The organism is Porphyromonas canoris (assembly GCF_000765975.1).
In the GTDB taxonomy this organism is placed as follows: domain Bacteria; phylum Bacteroidota; class Bacteroidia; order Bacteroidales; family Porphyromonadaceae; genus Porphyromonas_A; species Porphyromonas_A canoris.
Genome location: NZ_JQZX01000009.1, coordinates 48962 through 66977 on the forward strand (window position 1 = coordinate 48962; position 18016 = coordinate 66977).

10 protein-coding genes and 1 other RNA gene are annotated in these 18016 nt (G+C 43.1%); 2 read left to right on the forward strand and 9 right to left on the reverse strand.

Going from position 1 to position 18016, the window contains the following annotated elements; translation table 11 throughout:
* Positions 1–8: 8 nt before the first annotated feature.
* From HQ29_RS05040 to HQ29_RS05065, 6 genes are all read right to left on the reverse strand, one after another.
* Positions 9–746: a tRNA1(Val) (adenine(37)-N6)-methyltransferase gene (locus HQ29_RS05040; protein WP_036868010.1), complete on the reverse strand. Its 738-nt coding sequence runs from the start codon at positions 744–746 to the stop codon at positions 9–11.
* Between the two features lie 799 nt (positions 747–1545).
* Entirely contained in the window at positions 1546–4785 is a 3240-nt protein-coding gene (locus HQ29_RS05050; RefSeq protein ID WP_235318027.1) for a S41 family peptidase, read from the reverse strand.
* A gap of 115 nt (positions 4786–4900) precedes the next feature.
* Positions 4901–6214 carry a YihY/virulence factor BrkB family protein gene (locus HQ29_RS05055; RefSeq protein ID WP_161781561.1) on the reverse strand — a complete coding sequence of 438 codons (1314 nt, stop codon included), beginning with the start codon at positions 6212–6214 and terminating at the stop codon, positions 4901–4903.
* A 112-nt stretch (positions 6215–6326) separates the two neighbouring features.
* Positions 6327–6721: RNase P RNA component class A (gene rnpB, locus HQ29_RS09920), an RNA gene on the reverse strand.
* A gap of 68 nt (positions 6722–6789) precedes the next feature.
* Positions 6790–8859, reverse strand: coding sequence for a molecular chaperone HtpG (htpG, locus tag HQ29_RS05060; protein ID WP_036868018.1), 2070 nt, complete (start codon positions 8857–8859; stop codon positions 6790–6792).
* A gap of 44 nt (positions 8860–8903) precedes the next feature.
* Positions 8904–11138: an ATP-dependent Clp protease ATP-binding subunit gene (locus HQ29_RS05065; protein ID WP_235305959.1), complete on the reverse strand. Its 2235-nt coding sequence runs from the start codon at positions 11136–11138 to the stop codon at positions 8904–8906.
* Positions 11139–12073: 935 nt separating this feature from the next.
* On the opposite strand from HQ29_RS05065, the gene HQ29_RS05070 reads away from it, so the two are divergent.
* Both HQ29_RS05070 and HQ29_RS05075 read left to right on the forward strand, forming a co-directional pair.
* Positions 12074–14944 (forward strand): ATP-binding protein, encoded by a 2871-nt coding sequence (locus tag HQ29_RS05070; RefSeq protein ID WP_036868021.1) that lies wholly within the window; start codon positions 12074–12076, stop codon positions 14942–14944.
* Between the two features lie 593 nt (positions 14945–15537).
* Positions 15538–15942, forward strand: a complete 405-nt coding sequence (locus tag HQ29_RS05075; RefSeq protein ID WP_036868022.1) for a DUF4348 domain-containing protein — start codon at positions 15538–15540, stop codon at positions 15940–15942.
* Positions 15943–16037: 95 nt separating this feature from the next.
* Here the strand turns inward: HQ29_RS05075 and HQ29_RS05080 are convergent, their stop codons facing one another.
* The 3 genes from HQ29_RS05080 to HQ29_RS05090 all read right to left on the reverse strand — a co-directional run bounded on the left by HQ29_RS05080 (position 16038) and on the right by HQ29_RS05090 (position 17824).
* Positions 16038–16490: a DUF4293 domain-containing protein gene (locus tag HQ29_RS05080; protein WP_036845902.1), complete on the reverse strand. Its 453-nt coding sequence runs from the start codon at positions 16488–16490 to the stop codon at positions 16038–16040.
* A gap of 65 nt (positions 16491–16555) precedes the next feature.
* Positions 16556–16906: a DNA-directed RNA polymerase subunit omega gene (locus tag HQ29_RS05085; protein WP_036791831.1), complete on the reverse strand. Its 351-nt coding sequence runs from the start codon at positions 16904–16906 to the stop codon at positions 16556–16558.
* A gap of 45 nt (positions 16907–16951) precedes the next feature.
* Positions 16952–17824, reverse strand: a complete 873-nt coding sequence (locus HQ29_RS05090; protein WP_036791833.1) for an outer membrane protein assembly factor BamD — start codon at positions 17822–17824, stop codon at positions 16952–16954.
* Positions 17825–18016: the final 192 nt, after the last annotated feature.

Consider the following 18016-nt stretch of genomic DNA (forward strand, 5'->3'; position numbering starts at 1 on the left):
AAATAGTGCTATTTATTCAAGACCGAATCCGGCATAAACGGCATCATAAGAGCTTTGTACTCCGCTGTGTACCTGTGTCTCTCTACCTCTATGACCAGCTCGGACTCTTCTATTAAACCCTCTCTCTCCTCCATTTTCCATGTACTTAGAAAGCGTTTTACCGGAAGATCCTGCCGTCCTCGTATGGCTACTCTCCGGTGTAGTATCAGTCCGCACTCTTGGGCGGCTGCTTCGTACTCCTGTGCCATAGATGCAGGATATATGATGGCAACCTCTCCGTGTCGGCTCAGCATCTGCTTTGCCCTCCGAAACAGAGTGATTGCCGGGAGTGTGATGGCGTGTTTGGCAAGAGTTTTTAACTCGGATGGAGAGCTGTGTGTAGCCGTAAAGTAGGGAGGATTGGAGACAATAAGGTCATAGAGGGGAAAGCGTTCCGAAGAAAAATGTTCTATATCGGCATGGACAAACTGCAGTTTGTCGGGATGAGGAAAACCCTTTCTGTTCTCCTCCGCATCCGCAATGCTCTCTTCGTGTATATCCACTCCCACAACGTTGCTACTGCCGAATCTCTGAGACAGCATCAGTGCCACAATGCCGCATCCGGTGCCTATATCCAGTATGGTATCCGGCTCGGAGGGCATCGTTCTACCGGCAACGGCTCCAAGGATAAGCGCATCCGTACCCACTTTCATGGCACTTCTGTGATGAGCGATGCTGAACTGTTTGAGATGAAATTTCTTGTCCACAATATTGTTTTAGGGTATTGTAACCGGGGCGGATGGTGCAAGGCAGTTTTATGCACTGTTTCCACTCCCGATTTTGTTTGCAAAGCTACAAGTTTTTATTGCTTTTCGGATGTTTTGGCGAGAGTGGATTTTTATATATTCCATCCCGAAAAATGCTCACTTTTTTCGGTCTCTCTATTTTGATCGGAGGGGTTGTTTTCAGAGCACGACCGAATTGTTAAATCAGGACTGTTTTATTAACACAAATTCCGATACTTGTTAAGCAAAAACGCTAAACGAGCATATTGTTTCGGCTTAACGTGTTTAATTTTTCAGTAAACACGTTTACCGATTTCATTGAACACGTTTACCGATTTCGATTAACGTGTTTAGCCGAAATTGATAAAAGGTTGTATGCCAGTATTTTATGTGTTTTTGCCCTAAAAAGTACCCAAAAAGGCAGATTTCTTTATTAGGAAACGTTTACAGAAATGGGTGTTAAAATTCACACCTGTTAACGCGAAAAACGCCCATGAAATGGACTGAGAAAAAATTTTTTCCAAATTCGAGCTGATTTATATTTGCCTTATTTTTAGGGGATTATCCTCTTCTTGCGATTTGGTTGAGGGAAAAGAGAGCAAAAGTGGAAGAGAGCGGTGGCTCTTCTCTGCACTCTGTTTTTATATAAAAGTGCACGCAAAATCCCCCTATATTTTGGGGCAAAAGGAGCAGAAAAGAGAGACATAAAAAAGAAACTCCGGTATGAGATTTTTCAATCTTCACACCGGAGCTTTTTCTCCAATATTATGGACGGAAGGGGTTACTCTTTTTTACCGACCTCTTTTAGCAATGTTTCTACTGCTGCTTCCATCTGTGTGTCTTTGCCTTTTAGGGCTTTATCAAAGTCGAGACGCACTTTAACGTCAGGGTGCAGCTCGTAGTTTTCGAGATATATACCCTCTGCGGTCTTGTAGCCAACGGCAGGAATACCGAAGTACAAGCTCGGATCTTGAAGCGTAACCCAGTTGACACTCGTCATGGTTCCCGGGACAGGCATACCGACGAGCTTACCTATTCCAAGGTGTTTGTACACCCATGGTGTACCGTGAGCGTTGCTGTAGTCCGCTTCACACATGACCATGACAGACTCATGATTCCATCTGCGAGACGGCATTTCGCAGTAATCTTTTCCACGAATCTGCTGTTGCAGATATTTCTTTCCGGTAAAGAATACTTCCAAGTCTTCATGAAGACGTCCGCCACCGTTGTAACGAATATCTATAACGATGCCTTCACGGTCGTAATAGCGTCCCATCACTTCGGAGTAAACCGTACGGAAGCTTGGGTCTCCCATTGAAGGGATGTGTACATAGCCTAAACGTCCTTTGGATAGCTTGTCTACCTCATCGGCACGCTGCTTAACCCATCTCTTGTAGAGCAGATCTTCGAGCTGTGAAGAGGAGATACCTTTCACGGTTTCGCCCCAACGCTCTTTGCTCTTAGGGGAGTAGAACGATACGGAAATGTTGCGTCTGATCTTTCCATTAAGGAGAGGGAAGTAGTCTTCGCCTGCTTTGATATCTTCACCATCAATCTTCTCGATGATGTCGCCGGCTTTAACTTTGCTTCTGAAGTTGTCAAACGGACCACCTGTTATCACTTCATCCACAAGCAGACCATCCTTGCCCTTTTCCCAAGAGAGGAATAGTCCGAGCTCCGCAGTAGGTTCGGAAGCTCCGCTTCCTCTGTAACCGGATCCGGTGTGAGAGACATTAAGCTCTCCAAGCAATTCGCTCAGCATTTCGGCATAGTCGTAGTTGTTGGAGATGTAAGGGAGATAGCGAGAGTAGTGTTTGGTAAGTTCGTCCCACTTTACACCATGCATGCCGGCATCGTAAAAGCGAAGAGCTTCTTCACGTTTAACGACATTGAACATATATTCGCGCTCTGCGGCAAGATCTGTTTTCCATTCGGCTTGATAGGAGATCGGCTTAAAAGTCTCTCCTGCCACGGTCATCTTCTGAGGTTGAGCCCCAAGGATGAAGATCTGCTTGCCCTCTTTGTCCATCTGGAACTGTGCTCCTCCGGAATCCATCTTTCTTAGCAGTTTTGTGGAGCGTTTTCTCAAGTCATAAGACCAAAGGTCGTATCCGCCTTCAAATGCAGAGAGGTAGTACATCTTCTTGCCATCTTTGGTGACGATAGCGTCTCCCAAGGCAGAAGAGTTCGGTGTAAGACGAATGATGCGATCCTCCATGTTGTCGAACTCGATATTGAGATCTTTCTTTTCGGATGCTTTCTTCTTATCCTCCTCCTTCTTTCCTTTTTTCTCTTTCTTCTCTTTCTCTTCGGCCTCTTTCTTGATGCTCTTTTCCTCTTCCGAGAAGAGTTCAAACTCCTCTTCGTTCATCTTGAACTTGTTGTAGGCCTCTCTGTTCATGAAAGCGATCATGACATCGGACTGAGAACCCCAAGAGGCGTGATTGCGCATACCATAACGTTCGCTGTGGAAGATGATGGCATTGCCGTCCATAGCCCAATGCGGATTCATGTCGAAGTATCCGCTGTTGGTTACATTGAATATCGGTTCTCCGCCTTTGGCACTAACGATACCTATATCATAATAGGGTGCGTGGTTTCTGGCAACGTAAGAAATGGCAAACCATTTGCCGTCCGGACTCCACTCGAAGTTCATATCGCCATCTTCTCCATGCTGTGTAGAACCATCGGTGATCTCTCTTATCTTTCCGCTTTTGAGGTTGTACACGGCAAGTTTTTTACGTCCCAACACGAATGCTACCTCTGTTCCGTCGGGAGAGAATGCCGGATGCATCTTCTCCACTTTATTGCCCGGTATGAGAAGTTCTTCCTTAATAATGGTGGCATTGGGGAAGTTCTGCTCGTTCTTGTTTACTATTGTTGCTTTGTAGAGATCCCATTTGCCGCTTCTGTCGCTTGCATATACGATAGAGCGGTTATCTGCTCCGAAGGTTACACTTTGCTCTCCGGAAGGAGTGTTGGTTATTCTCTTTGTTGTGCTGTAATCCACTGATGTTACAAACACCTCTCCTCTAGATACGAAAGCAAGTTGTTTCCCGTCGGGAGAGACACTTGCAGACTGATAGCCTTGTAGGAAAAGACGTCTGTCTTGAACATCGGAGATGTCTGTTGCAACAGATATATTGACCCGTTGAGGCTTTTGTCCCGGAGTCATGGTATATATCTCTCCTGCATATCCGAAGCATAGCTTTCCGTCTTTGGATGTGGAGAGGAAACGAACCGGATCCCCTTTGAACGATGTCAGAGCCTTGACAGTCTCGCCATTACCATTGATGTCTGTTTCATATACATTCATAGAGCCACCCTTGCGTTCGCTTAGGAAGTAGACTTTTTTCCCGTCCGAACTGTACACCGGATCTCTATCTTCTCCATCATGTTGGACTACAAACCTGTGCTTACCACTCTTGAGGTCATATTCCCAAATATCTCTGGAAACAGAGGAAGTGTGATGCTTTCTCCACTCATTCTCGAATCCTTTGAGGTCTTGATACAAGAACTTGCTACCGTCTTTGGAGTATGATACAGCTTCAGCAGGTGTGGAGATAATCTGCTCGGGTCTTCCTCCATTGACAGACACGGCATAAAGCTCGGATAAACGTCCTGTGGGGAAAAGGGCACTGGTATGAGGGTCTTGGATGTGTGCTTTGAATACCACGCTTTTGCCATCCGGAGTGAATGTGTATGGCGTTTCCGTAGTGGAGTGAGTAGTAAGCTGCTTAGCCACTCCTCCCATTGAGGACATGATATAGATGTTTACACCGGCATTGTTGCGAGTGCTGGTGAAAGCAATTTTTGAGCCATCGGGACTCCAGACAGGGCTTTTCTCGTACCCCTCGTTTGTAGTAAGGCGAACAGCCTGACCGCCTTGAGCAGATACCTTATAGATATCTCCTTTGTAGCTGAACGCAATCTCTTTCCCATCAGGAGAGATGGCTGGATAGCGCATCCATAGGGGACGTTCTTGAGCAACACCGCTCCAAGCAATCGTGGCGAAGAACATTCCTAACAAAACTCTTTTTAGTTTCATGATTTTGATTTGTGATTTTTAATAGAATATCTTTATTCTTGAATGTGTAATATCTGTTTTCGTTTCGGAAGAAATAAGGGGAAGCCAACTAAATATCGAGAATATTCTGCTGCATTACGGCTTCGTCTTTTCTGATATCCCTTGTTGCCAATATGGTTTGCCACTCTTGATCGAACCGCTTATAGGTCTCTTGTGAAAGATTTTCAAAGCCCAAGGTATCCAACGCGTGTAATATTTTCTGCACACTGATGGTATGAATATCTACGTTGGGCATGTATCTGAGAGTTCTTGGGAGATCAATATTGGGGATCTCACGTATAAGCCCTGTGGCAACAAGCCTGTTTAACATATCTCTTACAACGGTGATTGGGATGCGGCTCTCTTTTGAAAGACCTTCGATAGAGTATGGTTTGCTTCTCTCATTCTTGAATGCCGTGGCGATCTTCTTCATTAGTATCAAGGCAACAAAGTCTTGGAATCTTCTGGATACGTTATCTTTTTCTGCTCGGAACAGATATAGCGATGTGTTTTCTATGGCATAGCTCAGATGCGCACCGAATAGGCAGATGACCCATGAAAAGTTGATATACATGAGTAGAAGTGGAATAGCTGCAAAACTTCCATATATCGCATTATATTTTGTAACCCAAAGCATCCCGGAGATATACACCCACTGGAATAGGGAAAAACCGATCCCCGCAACCGTTCCCCCTATGAGTGCACTGGAGAAATGTACTCTTGTATTGGGAAAGATGAGAAAAAGGGTAGTGAATATACCAATAACGATACAGAAAGAAACAACGTGAAGAAGAAGTGTAACAATGGGTGTGAGACTGATGCTATCTATTATGTTTACGTTGCCTAAGGATGAAATGAAGATGTTGATACCGGAACTTAAAGTCATCAGAACAGGAAGAAGGATAAAGGCAGCAAGGTATCCGAGAATACGTCTGCTCCAACTTCGAGCTTCTTTAATCTGCCAGACATCATTGATAGTATCTTCTATCGAGGAGAGCAAAGAGATTACCGCCCATAGAAGAAAGATAACACCGATACCGATGAACAGCCCTCCTCCTTTTGTCTCAGCGATATACTTTTGAGCAAATTCCAGCCCCTGCGTCAGTTCTAAGCGGTGTGCAGGAAGATATTCATACAGCTGTTGCTGTACGGTTTCCTGTACACCAAATGCGGCAGCAATACTGATAAGGATAGCCAATAACGGGACAATGGACAGAATGGTAGAGTAGGTTAGAGCTGCGGACTTGCGCATCGTGTTACCTTCAATAAACTCCGCTATGGTGATATAAAGGACCCTAAGAGTATTGGTCATCTTTCCCTTCACTCCGGTAGTCTCGTCAGGGAATATGCGCCACATATCTACAGTGATAAATTTGTACGCCATCCGGAAGGAGTAAGACATACATTTTGCAAAGCTCTTCTTGGGTTTTCTTTGCCCGTCAGGCTTCTTCTTTGGAGCAGAGTCTGTCATATATCGAATATAAAGTGTGAAGAACGAAAGAGACAAAGCTATAAGCCGGGTTCTGTGCCCTCTCCGAAGATCAGGTGCTTGTCATTTATCTACTATTGCAGTCGCCTGCAATCTCTAGCGATCTACCCCCCGACATTGTGCGAGCAACACTTAGACGTCGGTATACATGATCTTACAACCCATAACATACACGGACGAGACATATCACTATGCCTCCGGTGAGCTCTTACCTCACCTTTTCACCCTTACCGTTAAAGTCGAGACTCCAATGGCGGTTCTTTTCTGTTGCATTAGTCTGCCTTTTTCTCTATCACGCATGAAAGGACAGGCAGCTTCCCGTTAGGAAGTATGGTGCTCTACGTTGCCCGGACTTTCCTCTCCGCCTTGAAACCTTAGCGCAGCGACAAGCTACTTTGTCTCTTAGTCCGTTCTTCAAAAAAGTTACAGGTGAAACCTAACATAAGATTCCACCTGTACAAAAATAGCATTTATTTTCCAACTATTTCGAGCGAGCGAGAAATAAAGCTGTCCAGCTGCTTCCCGTTCAATAGTCCATTGGCAAGGAGTGCGAGGTCGATCAGCTGTGATATTATCTTGTCCTCACTGCCGTACTTTTCAAACAGACCTTGTCTTTTCTGCTCGATATCCGAGAGCTGCTTTTTGGTTTCTTCAAGATCAGCTTCCAATGTTTTCTTTTCCTCTTCCGTCTTATCGGTAGAGAGTTGTTGTGTCAGCACATCTCTTCTGGCTTCAAATCCTTTCAGCTCTCCGTTCAGCCTTTTTGCTTCTTCTGCGTGAGTTGCATTAAAGTCTTCCCAAACCTTTTTCACTATCGGGTGATCCACGTTTACCAAAAGCTCGAAGCTGTCCGGTAAATCTCCATAGAAGTTCATCCCTTGCTGGAATTGGGACATATCTTTCATACGTCTCATAAATTCATTTCTGACGATAGTGATAGGTCTTGCATCCGACCCCATGTGAGAAGGAATGATATGGAAATTCTTTCCATTTGCTTTAGGAACAGCCCCTGCAAAGAGTCCGTTAAGACCTGCAAATAGCTCTTTCTCTACCTCTTTTTTGTTCTCTTCTTTTGGGATCAAGTTTGTTATGGCATCGCTATCGACACGTGCAAAGCGAACATTCTCCCATTTTTGTTCGAGCATTGATACAAGAGGCATATCCAATCTGCCATCCAAAAGAAGCACATCATATCCTTTATCCGTTGCCTCTTTTACGGCAGAGTATTGCTCTTCTATATTGGTGGAGTAGAGTAGGACAAGCTTACCATCCTTGTCTGTTTGAACAGAGGAGATAAGGTTTCTGTACTCCTCTTCCGTGTAGAGCTTCTCTTCCGAGTTTTTCAAAAGGAAGAACTTCTTGGCTCTGTCGTAGAATTTTTCTTCCGTCAGCATACCATATTTCACGAATAGCTCTAAAGCAGACCACTTTTCCTCGTACGAAGGACGGTTGTCTTTGAATAGTTCATCCAGCTTATCTGCGACCTTTCTTGTGATGTAAGAAGATATTTTCTTGACGTTGCGGTCGCTTTGAAGGTAGGAACGAGAAACATTCAGAGGAATATCCGGAGAATCAAGCACACCATGCAGAATGTTGAGATAATCCGGAACGATACCTTCTACGTTCTCAGTAACAAAAACCTGATTGCTATACAGCTGTATCTTATGCTTGGAGAGGTCTATATTATCTTTTATACGAGGGAAGTAGAGAATACCGGTAAGATTAAACGGATAATCAATGTTCAGATGGATCCAGAAGAGAGGCTCATCCATACCGCCGAAACCTGCAGAGGGATAAAGCTCATTATAGAAAGAGAGATAATCTTCGTCTTTCAGATCGGCAGGTTTCTTGGTCCATGCAGGTTCTGTGGTGTTGATAATAAGTTCTTTATCTGTGTCCACATATTTGCCATCCTTCCACTCCTGTTCGTATCCGAAAGCAATCTGTACGGGGAGGAAGTGGCAGTACTTCTTAAGCAGGGCTTTTATCTTGTCCGGATTGAGAAACTCCTTATTCTCTTCATCTATATATAATATAATGTCTGTACCTCGTGTCGTGCGAGTACCCTTTTGCATTTCAAAAGAGGGAGTACCGGTACAGCTCCACAAAACAGGCTCTGCTCCTTCGTTATAGCTTAGAGTGTCTATCTCTACCTTGGAAGCCACCATAAAAGAGGAGTAGAAGCCGAGACCGAAATGCCCGATGATGGCAGCGGCATCGTCTTTGTACTTCTCCATGAACTCTTCTGCTCCGGAGATTGCTATCTGATTGATATACTTCTCTATCTCTTCGGCAGTCATACCTATACCGCTATCCGATATGATGAGCTTGTCATCCTCTATACGCAGACGTATGGTAAGATCTCCCAGCTCTCCTTTATACTCGTTCTTGGCACTGAGAGTCTTGAGTTTTTGCGTAGCATCTACTGCATTAGAAACCAATTCTCTTAGAAAGATCTCATGATCGGAGTAGAGAAACTTCTTAATAATAGGGAAAATGTTTTCGCTTGTTACACCAATGTTTCCTTGTTTTGTACTCATATCATTTATTGTTGTTTTATGTCCTGTCTGTTGAAGTGCGGATGTTATTCCTGTACCTTTTTTTGAGGTTCGATATTCAGGTTTTCCATACTGAACACTTCCTTCACGATTGTATCGGTTGCATTGCCGTTGTCATCCTTGACAACATCTATCAGATAGCACTTTCCTTTCTGTACTTCTCCCGAAATCATACCATCCGATATCTTGTTTTCTATATACTTGCTTATGGCTCTTTTGAGAGGACGAGCACCATAGGTGGCGTCGTATCCCTCTTTTGCGAGGAAAGACTTTGCTTCGGGAGAGATTTGCACCGATATTTCTATCTCCGCAATGCGCTTAAGAAGAGATGCAAGTTCGAGGTCTACTATTTTAAGTATAGACTCTGTACCCAGCGCATTAAAGGTGATGATGTCATCTATTCTGTTCAAAAACTCCGGAGCAAAAGTCTTGCGCAAAGCTTTTTGTATCACTTGCTGGGAGAGAGAGCTAAGGTCTCCGGATGTGTCGCGGAAGCCTATCCCAACGCCGAAGTCTTTTAGCTGGCGAGTACCTATGTTGGAAGTCATGATGATGATCGTGTTCTTAAAGTTCACGGTCTTGCCATTACCATCGGTCAAGATACCATCATCCAACACCTGAAGCAGGATATTGAACACATCGGGGTGGGCTTTCTCTATCTCGTCGAAGAGCACCACAGAGTAGGGACGGCGGAGCACTTTTTCGGTCAGCTGTCCTCCTTCGTCGTATCCTACATATCCCGGAGGAGCTCCCACAAGGCGAGAAACGGTGTGTTTCTCCATCAGTTCGCTCATGTCTACCCTGATGAGAGCTTTCTCGGTTCCGAAAAGTTCTATTGCTATCTGCTTTGCGAGATAAGTCTTTCCCACACCGGAAGATCCCAAAAGCAGGTACGAACCGATAGGCTTTTTAGGGTCTCTCAGTCCGATTTTATTGCGTTGTATGCTCTTTATAAGTGTCTCCACAGCATGATCTTGCCCTATCACTTTGGACTTGATCGTAGGAGCAAGAGTAGATAGCTTGGTAAGATCATCCGCCGATATGTTTGAGACCGGTACTCCGGACATGAGAGAGACCGTGCGCTCGACATCCTCGACCGTCACGGCAGGAGGGGGAGTAGTGAAGTCTTTATTCTTCAAAGCCTCCAGATAACGCTCTATTTCCTCTTTTGTGGCAGACTCCCGGTCTCTGTATTTCGCTGCAAGTTCGTAGTTGTTCTCCTTTACAGCGGCATCTTTTTTCAGCCTGATCTCTTTAAGGGATTCTTTTAGGGAGTCCAGCTTGTTTGGTTTATTCTGTTCGAGGATTGCAATATAAGATCCGGCTTCATCCATTGCATCTATCGCCTTATCGGGGAAGTTGCGGTCTGTTATATATCGGGCAGTAAGAGAGACACATGCTTCGAGAGCCTCTTCTTCATACTGAACGTGGTGAAACTTTTCGTAGGTCTCTTTCAGGTCGAGCAAGACATTTTTGGTCTCCTCTTCTGTCAGAGGATCTATCATTACCTTTTGGAATCTTCGTTCCATGGCACCATCTTTTTCGATGGACTTTCTATACTCATCCAGAGTCGTGGCTCCGATGCAGCGGATATCTCCACGAGCCAATGCCGGCTTCAGTATATTGGCAGCATCCAAACTGCCTTGAGAGTTTCCCGCACCCATGATGGTGTGTATCTCATCTATGTACAGGATGATGTCGCTATTGCTCTGCACCTCTTCTATGAGCTTTTTCAGTCTCTCTTCAAACTGACCTCTGTACACCGCTCCTGCGAGTAAGCCTGCAAGGTCGAGAGAGTATATGGTTTTGCCCATAAGGAAAGGAGGCACTTCTCCATGCTCTATGCGTTGTGCAAGAGCCTCTACCACTGCGGTCTTTCCCACTCCCGGCAGACCGAGCAGAATCGGATTGTTCTTCTTTTTTCTCAGAAGAATCTGTGCGATGCGCACTATCTCCTTGTTTCTTCCATATACCGGATCTATCTTTCCTTCCCTTACTCTTCTATTGAGAGATATGCCATAGAGATCGAGGTTGGGTGTACGGCTTTTGTTCCCTTTGCCTTTTCCGGAGTCGGAAGAGGTTTTTGCGGCACTGCTTTTGTCGTTTTCTCCGGTCAGTAGTTCGTCCCAAGACTCTCCCTCTTCTTCGGAAGAGGGCTGCTCTGTAAGGGCAGAGTCTACTACCTCTTCCATGACAGCTGTCATGAATGGGCTATCGGTTGTTTCGTCTGTAAAGACAGTATTGTATCTGTTTTGCTTCATATCGGTCATGTTCTTTGGTAAAACCTTCCGAAGTTTATACATACATATACTATGCCAAGAGGGAATGCCAAGAGGAGAAAAGGGGATCATGGCGTGTCTTTTTATATAAAAACGGATTCCGTTAGTGGACTCTTTTCTTTTCCGAGACCTTCTTGTTTCAAATCATCTTCACTCAAGACATAAAGAGGCGAACTATATAAATATCTTACTATAAGGGAAATACGAAAAAGTGGAAATTCGGAAAATTTTTCCTCTTGGTCGGATTCAGGGGCTGTTTTCGCGTTAATATAGGTGAATTTTAACGCCTATGTTTGTGAATGAAACCTAATGCGATTTTGAGCCTAAAAGCAGCAAAAAAGAGCGCAAAACACTCAATCCTCTAACTGTCAGTACTATAAGTGAAATTTCTAAACACGTTAACCGAATCCGGTAAACGTGTTTAATGAAATCGGTAAACGTGTTCATTGAAAAATTAAACACGTTAAGCCGAAAGAATANTTAACCGAATCCGGTAAACGTGTTTAATGAAATCGGTAAACGTGTTCATTGAAAAATTAAACACGTTAAGCCGAAAGAATATGCTCGTTTAGTGTTTTTGCTTAACAGGTATCGAAATTTGTGTTAATAAAATAGCCCGAATTTAACAGTTCGATTATGCTCTGAAAACAACCTCTTCGATCAAAATAGAAACTCTAAAAAACGGAATGGGAAGAGGTGTCTGGAATATATAAAAAATATTTTTCTCCTTTTGAGTTTTAGGTGAATTTGACAAGTGAATTTTGTTCGGAAACAAGGCAAGTCCAGTCAGCACTTTTTCTGTCGGTAGAGAACGACCAGCAGAGTAGATGAAGAAATTCGTTCATTTTCCTTTATTTTCTGGAATATCTTATCTTTGTTGAAAACTTGGTACAATAATCTAAACGAAGCAATGAGTCATGATTCGACTCTCTACATATAGACCTCTCCGATTTTATCTGCTCTTAATGGTGCTGTTTTGGGGTATGTCTTTTTTAGTATCCTGTTCTCGTAAGAGTAAAGATGCACGTAGCTCTTTCTCTTCTCATGCTATCTCAAAAGAGCTGTTTCGAAATAGAAAAAACAAAGACTCTCTTCTCTATTTACTGAATAGAAGTTTGGATAGAGGAGATGACAGAGCGGCAATGTTATGTTATAAGACTCTTGGAAATCTTCATAGAGCAAACTCCTCCTTTTCGGAAGCAATAGAGTTTCATGGAAAAGAACTTGAGATGTCCCTTAAATTAAGCGATACTATTTTTATTGTACAGGGATTGAATAATCTTGGTACCGATTTCCGTCGTATAGGAGCACTTTCTCAAGCATCGGAGTATCACTACCGGGCATTGGTCTATTCCGAAGCATTTTCTAAAGTAGACACTCCCGAAGGATTGAAAGGTAAGATTTCCTCCATGAATGGTATCGGGAACATCTCTCTGACTCTTGGACATTACGATGAGGCTGAAAAGTATTTTAAGCAAGCATTGGAGGGGGAAGTCTTACTTGAAAATAATATCGGGCAGGCGATCAACTTGGCTAATCTGGGAGCAGTATATGAGGCTCGGAAAGAGTATGATGCTGCTCAAGAGTATTACGAGAAATCTTTGGAACAGAATCGGCTGGGCAAATCCTATGTTGGGGAAGGGCTTTGTCTCTCCTATTTGGGAGATATCTATAAGAAGCAGAAACGCTACGAACAAGCCAAGGAATACTACCGACAGTCTTATGATATAATGCAGGAGCACAGCGATAGATTCCATTGGCTTACTTCCTGTATATCTATTGCCGAGATCAATCATCTTGTTGGTAATAAGTCCGAATTTGAACGCTACATATGCCAAGCAGAGCAAACGGCTTTGGAGATAAATGCTCCGGAGCACCTCTCAACCATATATATGTTGAGGCATGAGCGGGATTTTCAGGATGGAAATTTTTATTCCGCTCTCAACCATTACAAGAAAGGTCAGGTCATTAAAGACAGTATCTTGAGTGTTCAGAAGGCAGATCGGTATATAGAACTGAAGGTAAACTACGAACGCGAACAGACTTTTCGCCAACTTCAAGAGATAGAAACTGAGGTGAAAAAGAAGAAAACCGAAAAAGAGAGAGCCATATATACGCTGTGGGCAGTGATTTTAGTGGCTCTCATGACCTCGGCTCTTTTTTACTACGCATACAGGCAACGCACTCGGAGCAACAGACTTCTGAAAGAGATTGAAAGTCGTCGGACGGAGTTCTTTACCAATATTACGCATGAACTTCGGACACCTTTGACGGTTATAAAAGGGCTGAACAGACAACTTGCAGAAGCAAGAAATCTGTCCGAGAAAGAGAGACAAGTCTATCACTCAGCCATAGACAGGCAGGGGAGCAACTTGTTAAAGCTGGTGAATCAGCTACTTGATATTGCGAAGCTGAGAAGTGGAGGATATGAGCCGGATTGGAGAAGAGGAGATATTGTCTCTTATCTTCAGATGATAGTAGAGACTTTCAAGCTATACGCAGCGGATAAAGGAGTTACGCTCAACTTCTACAACAGGGCTTATGTCCTTGAAATGGATTTTATTCCATTCTATATAGACAAGATCTTCAGCAATCTTCTTTCCAATGCCATCAAGCATACTCCGCCGGGAGGATTCATTAACGTTGTGCTTACTAAGGGACGAAAAGAGAAAAATATCCAATTACAAGTGTCGGATACAGGCGAAGGGATCCCGCAAGAAGAGCTGGATAAGGTTTTTGAAGTCTTTTATCAGAGTCCCAATACCAAGAATGAGACCGGCTCCGGAATAGGTCTCTCTTTCTGTAAAATGATGGTAGAAAAAATGAATGGAGAGATTTCCGTTCAGAGCGAGCCGGGTAAAGGCTCTACGTTTACGGTATCTCTTCCTGTGAAGAGTAAGACTCCATTTAAGGCGATAGCCGTTGATGAGACTTCCCACTCTCTTCCGGCTCCATCGGATATTGTTATTGCAGATCATAGGGAAAGCGATCCGGTAGAGTCTTCGGAGCTTAACAGCATACAGCCGATGATTCTTATTGTCGAGGATAACAATGATGTCTCTCTCTATCTTAAGTCTATGCTAAGAGAGCATTACAATCTGTTGTTTGCTCAGAATGGGGAAGAGGGATTGGAGTTGGCAGAAAAGCATATTCCCGACATTGTTATAACGGATATTATGATGCCTGTCATGGATGGATTTGAATTTTGTAAAAAGATGAAGGAGAGTATGTTACTCAATCATATTCCCATTATAGTGCTTACGGCAAAAGCTTCCGATCCGGATCGATTAAAGGCTTTGAACTTGGGTGTAGAGGCATATCTGCATAAACCATTCAGCCCGGAAGAGCTTCGGATAAGGATGCGGAATATCCTTGAAAACAGACGTCTTTTGAAACAGAAGTATAAGGAGGTTATAGATAAAGAGAACGGATCCGAGCTTCGAGAGCTTAACGATAGAGATTTGAAGTTTTTACAGAAAGTTACCGATCTCATATATTCTCAGTTGAGAAATCCCGAAATGAATGCTTCATACTTGGCAGACAAGATGGCTATGAGCCCCTCTCAACTGAATCGAAAGCTGAATGCCTTGACCGAATACTCTACAATATCTTATGTTCTTCAGATCAGACTCTCCAAAGCAAAGAAGATGCTGAGAGAAGAATCTCTCTCCATCGTAGAGATTTCCGATGCTTGCGGATTTTCCGATCCGAACTATTTCTCTCGTGTTTTCAAGAAGGAAGTGGGTGTTCCTCCCTCTCAATATCAGAAAATGACGCTTGACACATAGTATGTAAAAAGCATATTCTTCAATAAAAAACAAGGAAGTCATCTATTTTTACACGATTTCCTTGTTTTATTTTCTCTTCTTTGTCTATATTTTTATTTTATTGGCAGTAAGTGTTTTATATGCTTTTTATGCTTGAATAGTACAGATAGGCACAACTGTTAATGCCCTGAAAATGTAGAAGTGTGCAGATATAGTGAAGAGTCGAAGCCGGCTAAAGATCTACATTTGTAGTGTAAAACAAGTCAATTATTAAAGTCTGCTTCAAGAGCTTATTGAGCTTTGAATAATGAATAACTAACGCAAGAATCCTTTTGAGAGAATCTGATATTTTGAGGAGACTCTTACATCGAAAGTTATGAAGCGAATGGAATAGTTGTCAAATAGTGCGTGTTTTCAAAGAATTGCAGCATCCGTCGATAGAGTATAAGAGCTTTATGGCGGATGCTTTCTTTATGGTATTTATTTTACTGCTTTAGGCTTTTTTGTTTTTATTTTTTATCTCGGTGCGCAGATCGTTTGGGAGGAACCATATTCTCTTTACTTCATTTTTCTTGTAATTTGTAACTTTGGTTTTCCATCAAATATTTCTATTTATGAGACATTTTTTATTCTTAGGATTATTCCTATCTCTTCTTCTTACAGCCTGTAATGGAAACAATGTGGAGGAGTTTGACCTCTTTATGAAACAGTTCAATGAGGATCTTTCATTTCAAAAAAGCCGGGTGATTTTTCCTCTTAAATATGAGGGCTATGATATTGAAACGGACTCTTTGATGCTTCAAGAGATACCGGAAGAGGAGTGGGAGGAAGTGGATTTAAGTTGGGATCCATCCTCTAAAACACGAGAAACCGATGCTTACGACAGGGAGATTATAGAACGGAAAGATACTACGATAGTACACTTTCAAGGTGTAAACAATGGCATAAACCTTGAAGCCGTCTTTGTTTGTAAGGAAGGGAAGTGGTTTTTACTGCATTTGTCGGACAGATCCATGTAGATCCGTGGGCAATACAGTCGCAGAGAAATAAAAAAAGATTCGCATAGAAATATGCGAATCTTTTTTTATAATGTTTCGGAGGAGTTGTTTAGACGTTATCTCAATCTGTCTGCATACTTTATGGTTCTATGGTCTATTGCTATGCCCCGATAGGCAAGAAGCTCCAGGATAACCGCTACGATCGGAAATGAGAAGGCGTATGTCGGTTTGAATCCTTCCAATGTTCCGCCCAAAGCTTGGTAGCCATAGAACAGGAATGCCCCGATCATGCCCAATGTGATAAGCGCGGAGAACATTGTCAAGCGCATCTGCAATACTCTTCTGTTGTAGAGAAATATTGCAATCATCGGAATGAGAGCAGAAAGAATCAGAAGAAACAACAATCCCCACTTGGCTTCAAACAGAGACTCGTCAAGGGACATAAATCCTGTTCCGTCAAGTAAGAAAATATCTCCTGAGAGATTAACGGTAGCCACAGGTATGAACGACAAAATCGCCATAAGGATAGAAGCCACCAACAGATATATGGTCTGAATACGTTGAATCATGACTGTATAAGGTTGTAAAGAGTGCTTTGTTGTCTGTTTTCCCTTTTATCCACAAGGGGTGAACATCAATCGTCGTCTCTCTCTATTGCTGTCTCTGCTTCTCTAACCGGGTTGCGGAAATAGAGACTGCCTGTTTCAAACTCTTTTGTCGCTATGAGAGATGCTTTAGGAAGCTTTTCATAGTAACGAGAGATCTCTATCTGCTCTCTGTTCTCAAAGACCTCTTCCAAGCTGTCGGATACGGCAGCAAAGCCTTGCAACTTTGTTTCCAAATCTTTCTTCATCTCTTGAGAGATCTGATTGGCACGTTTGGATATCACCATTACCGTCTCATAGATATTGCCGGTAGGCTTAGAGAGTTCTACCACATCGCGTGTCGCCGTAGTCAGAGGGGCATTGATTTTCTTATAGTCCATTATGAAAGAACCTGATATTTATTGGTTTGTACTTTTATATTCTTGTTACGCCTTTTCTTCGGCGGTATCTTCTTTAGTTGTTTCTTCTGTCTCCACCAGATCTTCATCCTGAGGAAGCATCTTGTCTATAAAGTTTTTGAACTTCACTGTCTGCTTCAAGAACGCCCCGTCCGGGTATTCGTTCAGATAGCTGTAATATTCATCCCGAAGCTCTCTGACACGTTCTCCTTTCTTCGACTCGATACTGTTGTAAGCCGTTTCGTACAGAGAAGCCAGTATGAGGTAGCTAAACTCCTCCTTGTATTTGGAGTAGGGATAGTCCTTTATGGCATTACGGGAGGTGATGATGCACGAAAGGTAGTTGTTGAATAGGTAGTTGCCGAGGTTGTAATAGAGTTTGGCAGCGAGAAGCTCCTTTTGTGCAAGTTTTTCTTGCAGTTCGAAAAGTATCTTCTTAGCCTCATCGGCATAAGTCCCCGTAGGATAGTAGTCCAGATAGAGTTGCAGTTCGTTGATCGCCTCCAAGCTCATCGCCTGATCCAGACGCACATCCGGAGAGTGCAGGAAAAGTGCATAGCCGCTCATGTATCTGGCATACTCCTGATATTCGCCCGTGGGATGAGAGGAGTAGTATTTCTTGAAATACTGGTGCGCAAAGTCGTAGTTCTTGGATTGGAAGTAAGAATCCGCAAGCAGATAATCTACCTGTTCCGCTTCATTACGCCCTTTGAAGTAAGGGGTAATCTCTTCCAACAGCTCTATGGTGCGGCTATATTTTTTTGTGTTATAGTACTTCTTGGCATACGAGAGCTTTTCCATGATGTCATTGCTCTTTTGTACCCGAACATACTCTCCGCAAGAAGAGAGTAGAAAGATGCTTAGAAGGGAAGCAAGTACTATTTTATATGTTTTGTGCATGACTGTTCTACAGAGTATATAATACTATTAGCATGCAAAGATAACCAATTGTAACGAGATGAGAAACCCCTTTTGTGCAGTATCTGCAAAGTTTAAGATATTTAAGGGAGTGGAGGTCAAGATAATCGGCAAAAGAGTCGTTTAAGTCTGCCTTCAAGATAGAGTCTCTCTGTTTGAAAGCAGCAAAAGCTT